This is a genomic window from Azospirillum humicireducens (assembly GCF_001639105.2).
GTDB lineage: Bacteria > Pseudomonadota > Alphaproteobacteria > Azospirillales > Azospirillaceae > Azospirillum > Azospirillum humicireducens.
On record NZ_CP028906.1, the window covers coordinates 239,175 to 248,031 of the forward strand.

Annotated in this window: 9 protein-coding genes and 1 pseudogene; 8 read left to right on the forward strand and 2 right to left on the reverse strand. The window is 69.5% G+C overall.

Annotation, left to right across the window (positions count from 1 at the left end):
• Nucleotides 1-20 precede the first annotated feature (20 nt).
• Complete coding sequence (locus A6A40_RS25535; RefSeq protein WP_108548669.1) at nucleotides 21-1,205, reverse strand: ABC transporter substrate-binding protein; 1,185 nt, start codon at nucleotides 1,203-1,205, stop codon at nucleotides 21-23.
• 341 nt (nucleotides 1,206-1,546) lie between these two features.
• Between A6A40_RS25535 and A6A40_RS25540 the strand changes: the two genes are divergently transcribed.
• The 8 genes from A6A40_RS25540 to pcaG all read left to right on the forward strand — a co-directional run bounded on the left by A6A40_RS25540 (nucleotide 1,547) and on the right by pcaG (nucleotide 8,387).
• Nucleotides 1,547-2,407, forward strand: coding sequence for a CoA transferase subunit A (locus A6A40_RS25540; protein WP_108548670.1), 861 nt, complete (start codon nucleotides 1,547-1,549; stop codon nucleotides 2,405-2,407).
• Entirely contained in the window at nucleotides 2,407-3,201 is a 795-nt protein-coding gene (locus A6A40_RS25545; protein WP_108548671.1) for a CoA-transferase subunit beta, read from the forward strand. The genes A6A40_RS25540 and A6A40_RS25545 overlap by 1 nt, the downstream gene beginning before the upstream one ends.
• A gap of 4 nt (nucleotides 3,202-3,205) precedes the next feature.
• Complete coding sequence (gene pcaF / locus A6A40_RS25550) at nucleotides 3,206-4,405, forward strand: 3-oxoadipyl-CoA thiolase (protein ID WP_108548672.1); 1,200 nt, start codon at nucleotides 3,206-3,208, stop codon at nucleotides 4,403-4,405.
• A gap of 68 nt (nucleotides 4,406-4,473) precedes the next feature.
• Nucleotides 4,474-5,271, forward strand: coding sequence for a 3-oxoadipate enol-lactonase (pcaD, locus tag A6A40_RS25555; RefSeq protein WP_108548673.1), 798 nt, complete (start codon nucleotides 4,474-4,476; stop codon nucleotides 5,269-5,271).
• 14 nt (nucleotides 5,272-5,285) lie between these two features.
• Complete coding sequence (pcaC, locus tag A6A40_RS25560; protein ID WP_108548974.1) at nucleotides 5,286-5,684, forward strand: 4-carboxymuconolactone decarboxylase; 399 nt, start codon at nucleotides 5,286-5,288, stop codon at nucleotides 5,682-5,684.
• 19 nt (nucleotides 5,685-5,703) lie between these two features.
• Entirely contained in the window at nucleotides 5,704-7,077 is a 1,374-nt protein-coding gene (locus A6A40_RS25565) for a 3-carboxy-cis,cis-muconate cycloisomerase (protein ID WP_108548674.1), read from the forward strand.
• Nucleotides 7,078-7,101: 24 nt separating this feature from the next.
• Entirely contained in the window at nucleotides 7,102-7,824 is a 723-nt protein-coding gene (gene pcaH / locus A6A40_RS25570) for a protocatechuate 3,4-dioxygenase subunit beta (RefSeq protein WP_108548675.1), read from the forward strand.
• Between the two features lie 5 nt (nucleotides 7,825-7,829).
• Nucleotides 7,830-8,387: a protocatechuate 3,4-dioxygenase subunit alpha gene (gene pcaG / locus A6A40_RS25575; RefSeq protein WP_108548676.1), complete on the forward strand. Its 558-nt coding sequence runs from the start codon at nucleotides 7,830-7,832 to the stop codon at nucleotides 8,385-8,387.
• Between the two features lie 110 nt (nucleotides 8,388-8,497).
• Here the strand turns inward: pcaG and A6A40_RS31790 are convergent.
• Nucleotides 8,498-8,857, reverse strand: a pseudogene (locus A6A40_RS31790) (methyl-accepting chemotaxis protein); the annotation flags it as partial.

Genomic DNA, 8,857 nt, shown 5'->3' on the forward strand with positions numbered 1-8,857 from the left:
ACGGTTTGCGGGATAACCCCTTACTTCGCCAGCTTGTACCCATAATCCGGCTGTTTCTCGAACGCTGCCTTCTCGACATTCTCCAGCCGGTTTCCGACCTTCTCGACCGTGCGCAGATAGATGGTCTGGGTGATGTGGCGGCTGTTCGGATCGATGGTCACCGGCCCGCGCGGGCTTTCCCAGCTCAGCCCCTTCACCGACTCCACCGCCTTGGCGCCGTCGATCTTGCCGCCGCCGTTCCTGATCATCTGATAGATCAGGTGGGTGCCGTCATAGGCGCCGACCGTGGTGAAGGTGGCGTTGTCGTCGTTGCCGAACAGTTCCTTGTGCTTGGCGAGGAACGCCTTGTTCACCGCGGAGTCGTGGGCGCGGCTGTAATGGAAGCTGGTGGTCATGCCCAGCACGGCGTCGCCCAGCGCCGGCAGATCGGGCTCCTGCGTGATGTCGCCGGGGCCGAACAGCTTGACGCCCTTGTCCTTCAGCCCGTTGTCGGCGAAGGCCTTGGCGAAGGCCAGCGTGGTCGGGCCGGCGGGCAGGAAGGCATAGACCGCCTCGGCGCCGGTGTCCTTGATCCGCTGCATGAAGGGCGCGAAATCGTTCGATTTCAGCGGCATGCGGATGGTGTCGGCCACCTTGCCGCCATTCTTCTCGAAGGTCGCCTTGAAGGCCGCCTCGCCGTCCAGGCCGGGACCGTAGTCGCTGACCGCCGTGACCGCCGTCTTGATGCCCTGCTTGGCCATATGCTCGGCCAGCGGAACCGTGTTCTGCCACAGGGTGAAGGAGGTGCGGACGAAGCGCGGCGACTTCTCGGTGATGGCGGAGGTCGCGGCGTTGAACACCACGGCCGGGATGTTCGCCTCGTCGATCAGCGGCGCGACCGCCATGGCGTCGGGCGTGAAGGCGAAGCCGGCCAGGAAGGACACCCGCTCCTTGACGATCAGTTCCTGCGCCAGCGCCTTGGCCTGGGCCGGATTGGTCTGCTCCAGGTCGCGGAAGACGAACTCCACCGTATCGGCGCCGACCGTCTTGCCATGTTCGGCCTGGTATTGGGCGATGCCTTCCTTGAAGGTCTTGCCGAACATCGCGAACGGCCCGGAAAAGGGTGCGATGACGCCGACCTTGATGGTGGCGGCGCCGGCCGGACCGGCCGCCAGCGCCAGACCGAACGCCGCACCGAGCAGCGCATTGCGCAGAGTCCTCGTCATTGTCCCTCCCAAAATGTGACCATTTGCCGGCACCGGACAATTTGTCGCGGTCTTTGACTGTTTGGATCACCGTACTGAGGGATGACCGAACCGTCAAGTGCGATATATGAGTTCAAGTTCTATAATCGCACAAACCATCGCTTCCGGCCAATATGTTGATAGTTAAGAATATTCGAAGAAATTCCAGACCTGGTTCCTATGGAAATCTGATATTGCAGCGCAATATGGGCGATTATCGTACTTACAGTGGCATTTTCGCCCTTGACAGGGGCTGACGGGCGTCGCCACTCTGTGCTGAAAGGCAATCATATGTGCGATTTTCGCACAAACGGGAGGGTACTATGGCGAAGATCACGCCCCTGCGCGAGGCGGTGGCAAGCCTCGTGCATGACGGCGACACGGTCGCCCTGGAGGGATTCACCCACCTGATCCCCCATGCCGCCGGACATGAGATCATCCGGCAGGGCCGGCGCGACCTGACCCTGGTCCGCATGACGCCGGACCTGATCTACGACCAGATGATCGGCATGGGCTGCGCGAGAAAGCTGATCTTCTCCTGGGGCGGCAATCCCGGCGTCGGTTCCCTCCACCGCTTCCGCGACGCGGTCGAGCAGGGCTGGCCCCACCGGCTGGAGACCGAGGAGCACAGCCATGCCGGCATGGCGAACGCCTATGTCGCCGGCGCCTCCAACCTGCCCTTCGCCCTGCTGCGCGGCTACACCGGCTCCGACCTGCCGAAGGTCAATCCCAACATCCGCTTCGTCGAATGCCCCTTTACGGGTGAGAAGCTGGCCGCCATCCCCTCCGTCCGCCCCGACGTGACGGTGATCCACGCCCAGAAGGCCGACCGCCGCGGCAATGTCCTGATCTGGGGCATCCTCGGCGTCCAGAAGGAGGCGGTTCTGGCGGCCAAGCGCTCCATCGTCACCGTGGAGGAGATCGTCGACGATCTGGAGGCGCCGACGAACGCCTGCGTGCTGCCGACCTGGGCCGTCTCCGCCGTCTGCCACGTCCCCGGCGGCGCCTATCCGTCCTATGCGCAGGGCTATTCCGAGCGCGACAACAGCTTCTACAAGGCCTGGGATCCGATCGCCCGCTCGCGCGAGACCTTCCAGGCCTGGATGCAGCGCCATGTCCTGGATACCGACGATTTCGCCGGCTTCCGCCGCGTGCTGGCCGAAAGCGTGAAGGAGGCCGTGTGATGAGCAACGAAACCCTCGATTTCACCGCGACCGAGATCATGACGGTGGCGGCCAGCCGCCTGCTGCAGAACGGCACCGTCTGCTTCGTCGGCATCGGCCTGCCCTCGACCGCCGCCAACCTCGCCCGGCTGACCCATGCGCCGGACGTGGTGCTGATCTATGAATCCGGCCCGATCGGCGCCAAGCCGACGGTGCTGCCGCTGTCGATCGGCGACGGCGACCTCGCGCTGACCGCCGACACCGTGGTCGGCACGCCGGAGATCTTCCGCTACTGGCTGCAGGGCGGCCGGATCGACGTCGGTTTCCTCGGCGCCGCCCAGGTCGACCGCTTCGCCAACATCAACACCACCGTCATCGGTCCCTATGACGCGCCCAAGGTGCGGCTGCCCGGTGCCGGCGGCGCGCCGGAGATCGCCTCCCAGGCCAAGGAGGTGTTCATCGTGCTGAAGCAGAGCCCGAAGGCCTTCGTCGCCAAGCTGCCCTTCGTCACCTCGGCGGGCTATCTCGACGGCGGGGACGCACGGGCCAAGGCCGGCATCCCCGGCGCCGGCCCGACCGCCGTCATCACCGATCTCGGCATCCTCACCCCCGACCCGGTGACCAAGGAGCTGACCCTGACCAGCATCCACCCCGGCGTGACGGTGGAGCAGGTGAAGGCGGCCACCGGCTGGGACCTGAAGATCTCGCCCGACCTGAAGACCACCGAAATCCCGGACGCCGGCGCGCTGGCCGCGCTGCGCGACCTCCAGGCCCGCACCGCCGCCGCCCACGGGCAACTTGGCGGGGAAGGATAAGACCATGCGTGACGCCTATATCTGCGACGCCATCCGCACCCCCATCGGCCGCTATGCAGGATCCCTGTCGCCGGTGCGCGCCGACGATCTCGGCGCCGTGCCGATCCGCGCGCTGATGCAGCGCAACCCGTCGGTCGACTGGGCCGCGGTGGACGATGTCATCTATGGCTGCGCCAACCAGGCGGGCGAGGACAACCGCAACGTCGCCCGCATGTCGGCGCTGCTGGCGGGCCTGCCCGAGGCGGTGCCGGGCACGACGATGAACCGGCTCTGCGGCTCCGGCCTCGACGCCGTCGCCACCGCCGCCCGCGCCATCAAGGCGGGCGAGGCCGAGCTGATGATCGCCGGCGGCGTCGAGAGCATGAGCCGCGCCCCCTTCGTCATGGGCAAGGCCGACAGCGCCTTCTCGCGCTCCGCCGAGATCTTCGACACCACCATCGGCTGGCGCTTCGTCAACCCGGCGATGAAGGCGGCCTACGGTGTCGACTCGATGCCGGAGACGGCGGAGAATGTCGCCGACGACTGGAAGATCAGCCGCGCCGACCAGGACGCCTTCGCGCTGCGCAGCCAGGAGCGTGCCGCCCGCGCCATCGCCGACGGCAGCCTCGCCCGCGAGATCGTCCCCGTCACCATCAAGACCCGCAAGGGCGAAACCGTGGTGACCACCGACGAGCATCCCCGCGCCACCACCATCGAGGCGCTGTCGGCGCTGAAGCCGATCGTCCGCCCCGGCGGCACCATCACCGCCGGCAACGCCTCCGGCGTGAATGACGGTTCCGCCGCGCTGCTGATCGCGTCGGAAGCGGCGGTGAAGCGGTTCGGCCTGACCCCGCGCGCCCGCATCGTCGGCGGCGCCACCGCCGGCGTGCCGCCGCGCGTCATGGGCATCGGCCCGGCGCCCGCGACCCGCAAGCTGCTGGAGCGCCTCGGCCGGACCGTCGCCGACATCGACCTGATCGAGCTGAACGAGGCCTTCGCCGCCCAGGGGCTGGCGGTTCTGCGCGAGCTTGGCCTGCCGGATGACGCCGCGCATGTGAACCCGCAGGGTGGCGCCATCGCGCTCGGCCATCCGCTGGGAGCCAGCGGCGCCCGTCTGGCGACCACCGCGGTCTACCAGCTCGAACAGTCCGGCGGCCGGACCGCGCTCTGCACCATGTGCATCGGCGTCGGCCAGGGCATCGCCGTGATGATCGAGCGGGTGTAGCCTCAGGCTTCGAATGCCCCCTCCCTATCCCTCCCCCACCTTCGGTGGGNGTGCAGCGGACCCCGCCCATGCCCTTCATCGAAGCCGCCGGCATCACCCAGCACTATGACCTGACCGGCCCGGCCGGCGCGCCGGTGCTGCTGTTCGCCAACTCCATCGGCACCAGCCTCCAGATCTGGGACGCCGTGGTGCCGCACCTGTCGCAGCGCTACCGCGTGCTGCGCTACGACATGCGCGGCCATGGGCTGACCCAGGTGACGCCGGTCACCGACGAGGCCGGCTACAGCATGGACACGCTCGCCGACGACGCCGCCGGCCTGCTCGACGCGCTGGGCATCGCGCGCGCCCATGTCTGCGGCCTGTCCATCGGCGGCATGATGGCGCAGCGCCTCGCCGTCAAGGCGCCGGACCGCGTGCATGGGCTGATCCTGTGCGACACCGCCGGCATGATCGGCCCGCCGTCGATCTGGGCCGACCGCATCGCCGCCATCCGCGCCCGCGGCATGGGCGCCATTGCCGACGGGGTGATGGCCCGCTGGTTCACCCAAGGGTTCCGCGACAGCCGGCCCGAGCAGATCCGCGGCTACACCGCCATGGTCGCCCGCACCACCGAGGACGGCTATGTCGGCTGCTCGATGGCGATCCGCGACGCCGACCTGCGTGCCGACAATGCCGCCATTGCCGCCCCGACCCTGGTGATCTGCGGCGAGGAGGATGTGGCGACCCCGCCCGACACCGTCCGCGCGCTGGCGGCCGGCATCCCCGGCGCCCGGTTCGAGCTGCTGCCCGGCGCCGCCCACATCCCCGGCGTCGAGAAGCCGGCGGAGCTGGCCGCCCTGATCGACGGCTTCCTGAGGGACCTGTGATGGCCGATCCCGAAATGGACGACAAGGATCTCTACGACCGCGGCATGGCGGTGCGCCGTTCGGTGCTGGGCGACGCCCATGTCGACCGCTCGCTGGAGCGCGCCACCGACTTCGACGCCGATTTCCAGGAGTTCATCACCAAGACCGCCTGGGGCCAGATCTGGACCCGGCCGGGGCTGGACATCCGGACGCGCAGCATGCTGACCATCGCCATGCTGGCGGCGTTGGGCAAGGACGGCGAGCTGAAGCTGCACATCCGCGCCACCCGCAACACCGGCGTCACCCGCGACGAGGTGAAGGAAATCCTGATGCAGGCCGCCGTCTATGCCGGCATCCCCGCCGCCAACCACGCCATCGCGCTGGCCCGCGCCGTCTATGCCGAGATGGACGACGAGGACGCCCGCAAGGGCTGACATTCAAGGGGTGAAGCCCATGACCGCCGACCGCCATTCCGACCCGCTGCTCGACCCGCTCTTCACCAGCGACGCGGCGGCCGATGCCTTCTCCCCCACGGCACGGCTGCAGGGCATGCTGGATTTCGAGGCGGCGCTGGCGCGGGCCGAAGCGGCGGTGGGCGTCATCCCAGCCCATGCCGTCCCGGCCATCGGGGCGGCCTGCAAGGCCGATCTCTACGACCTCGGCGCGCTGGGGGCGGAGGCGGCGCTGGCCGGCAACACCGCCATCCCGATGGTCAAGCACCTGACCCGCACGGTGAAGGCCGCCGACGAGGAATCCTCCCGCTACGTCCATTGGGGCGCCACCAGCCAGGATGCGATGGACAGCGGCCTGATGCTTCAGCTGCGCCGTTTCCTCGACGGGCTGGATGCCGATCTGGCGGCGCTCGCCGACGGTTTGGCCGATCTCGCCGACCGCCACCGCGCCACGCCGATGGTCGCCCGCACCTGGCTGCAGCACGCCCTTCCCACCACCTTCGGCCTGAAGGCCGCGGGCTGGCTCGACGCGCTGGGCCGCGACCGCCAGCGCATCGCCGCCGCCCGCACCCGCCTCGCCCTGCAGTTCGGCGGCGCCGCCGGCACGCTGGCAGCGCTGGGCGATGCCGGGCCGGCGGTGGCGGAGGCGCTGGCGAGGGAACTGGACCTGCCCCTGCCCGCCCTGCCCTGGCATGCCAGCCGCGACCGCATCACCGAATTGGCCTCCTCCCTCGGCATTCTCGCCGGCACGCTCGGCACGCTGGGCCGCGACATCTCGCTGATGATGCAGATGGAGGTCGCCGAGGCCTTCGAGCCTTCCGGCCCCGGCCGCGGCGGCTCCTCCACCATGCCGCACAAGCGCAACCCGGTGTCCTGCGCCGTGCTGCTTTCCACCGCCATCCGCGCTCCCGCCCTGGTCGGCGGGCTGCTGGCGGCCCAGGTGCAGGAGCATGAGCGCGGACTGGGCGGCTGGCATGCCGAATGGCAGGCGTTGCCCGACCTCTGCCGCCTCGTCGCCGGGGCCGCCCGCCATGCCCGCGAGACCATCGCCGGCCTGACCGTCGATGCGGAGCGCATGCGCGCCAACCTGGACCTCACCCGCGGCCTGATCCTGGCCGAAGCCGTCACCATGGCGCTGGGCGACCGCATGGGCCGCATGGCCGCCCATTCGCGCGTGGCCGACGCCAGCCGCCGCGCAGCCGAAGCCGCCCGTCCGCTGCGCGACCTGCTGGCCGAGGATGCCGAGGTGGTGCGGGCGCTGGGCATGGACGGCCTCGACCGCCTGTTCGACCCGCTGCGCTACACCGGCGCGGCCTCCCATTTCATCGACCGCGTTCTGGCACTCCACAGGCACCAACGGCGTCAGCAGAACTGACTGCCCCCAAGGAGGACTCCCGAGATGGACACAGCCGTTCACGATGCGGCGGGCGACTTCCGCCCCCGCGATTGGGCGCAACACCCGCCCTACCTGTCGCCGGACTACAAATCGACGGTGCTGCGCTCACCGTCCAAGCCGCTGATCCCGATGAAGCAGTGCCTGTCGGTCCGCACCGGCCCGGTGTTCGGCCATGACAGCCTCGCCCCGCTGGACAGCGACCTGACGAAGAACGGCCGTGTCAACGGCGAGCCGGTCGGCGAGCGCATCGTCGTCACCGGCCGCGTGCTGGACGAGAATGGCCGGCCGGTGCCGCACACGCTGCTGGAGATCTGGCAGGCCAATGCCTGCGGCCGCTATGTCCACCGCTGGGACCAGCATGATGCGCCGCTCGACCCCAACTTCTTCGGGGCCGGCCGCTGCATCACCGACGCCGAGGGCCGCTACCGCTTCACCACGATCAAGCCCGGCGCCTATCCCTGGGGCAACCACCACAATGCCTGGCGCCCGGCGCACATCCATTTCTCGCTGTTCGGGCCGTCCTTCCTGACCCGTCTGGTCACCCAGATGTATTTTCCGGGCGACCCGCTGCTGCCGCTCGACCCCATCTACAACGGGGTGCCGGAGGGGGCGCGCGAGCTGCTGATCTCCCGCTTCTCCATCGACGTGACCGAGCCGCTGTGGGCGCTCGGCTATGAGTTCGACATCGTCCTGCGCGGACGCCAAGCCACGCCGATGGAGGGCTGATCCCCATGAGCCAGACGCTGAAACAGACGCCGTCCCAGACCGTCGGCCCCTATTTCGCCTATGCCTGGACGCCGGAACTCTACGGCCGCCGCCCGCTGGCGACCAACCGGCTGGCGACCCGCAACCTGGCGGGCGAGCATATCCGCATCGAAGGCGTGGTCACCGACGGCGAGGGCGCGCCGATCCGCGACTGCGTGGTGGAGATCTGGCAGGCCGGCGCCGACGGCCTCCACGCTCCCGGTGCGGCGGGCTTCGGCCGCTGCGGCACCAACGACGAAGGCCATTACTTCTTCGACACGGTGAAGCCCGGCGTCTGCGAGCCGGGCCATGCCCCGCACATCGCGGTGACGGTGTTCGCCCGCGGCATGCTGAGCCACGCCTTCACCCGCCTGCATTTCTCGGATGAGGCCGCGGCGAATGCGGAGGACCCGGTTCTGGCGGGCGTCCCGGCCGACCGCCGCGACACCCTGATCGCGCGGCGCGCCGAGCTGCCGGGCGGCGTGGTCTACCGCTTCGACATCCGTCTGCAGGGCGAGGGGGAGACGGTGTTCTTCGACTGCTGAGGGTGGGGTGTCGTCGGCTTCGATTGCCCCCCGATCCCTCCCCCGCTGGGCGGGGGAGGGGGTAAGTGCTTGTTCGGGAAGGCAGCGGCAGTCCCTCCCCCGCCCAGCCNTCACCCCTCCCGGATCGTCGCCACGAAGCGCTGCACTTCGCTGCGCAGCTGGGCCGACTGGTGCGACAGCGTGTCGGCGGCCGCCCGCGCCTGGGAGGCCATGCTGCCGGTCTCGCTGGCGGCGCGGGTGACGCCCTCGATGTTGCTCGACACCTCGCGGGTGCCGGCGGCGGCCTGCTGGACGTTGCGGCTGATCTCGCGCGTCGCGGCCCCCTGCTCCTCCGCCGCGGCGGCGACGGCGGTGACCGTTTCGCTGATGCCCAGGATGGTGTGGCCGATGGACTGGATGGCGCCGACGGCGCTGCCGCTGACCGACTGGATCTCGGCGATCTGGGCGGCGATCTCCTCCGTCGCCTTGCG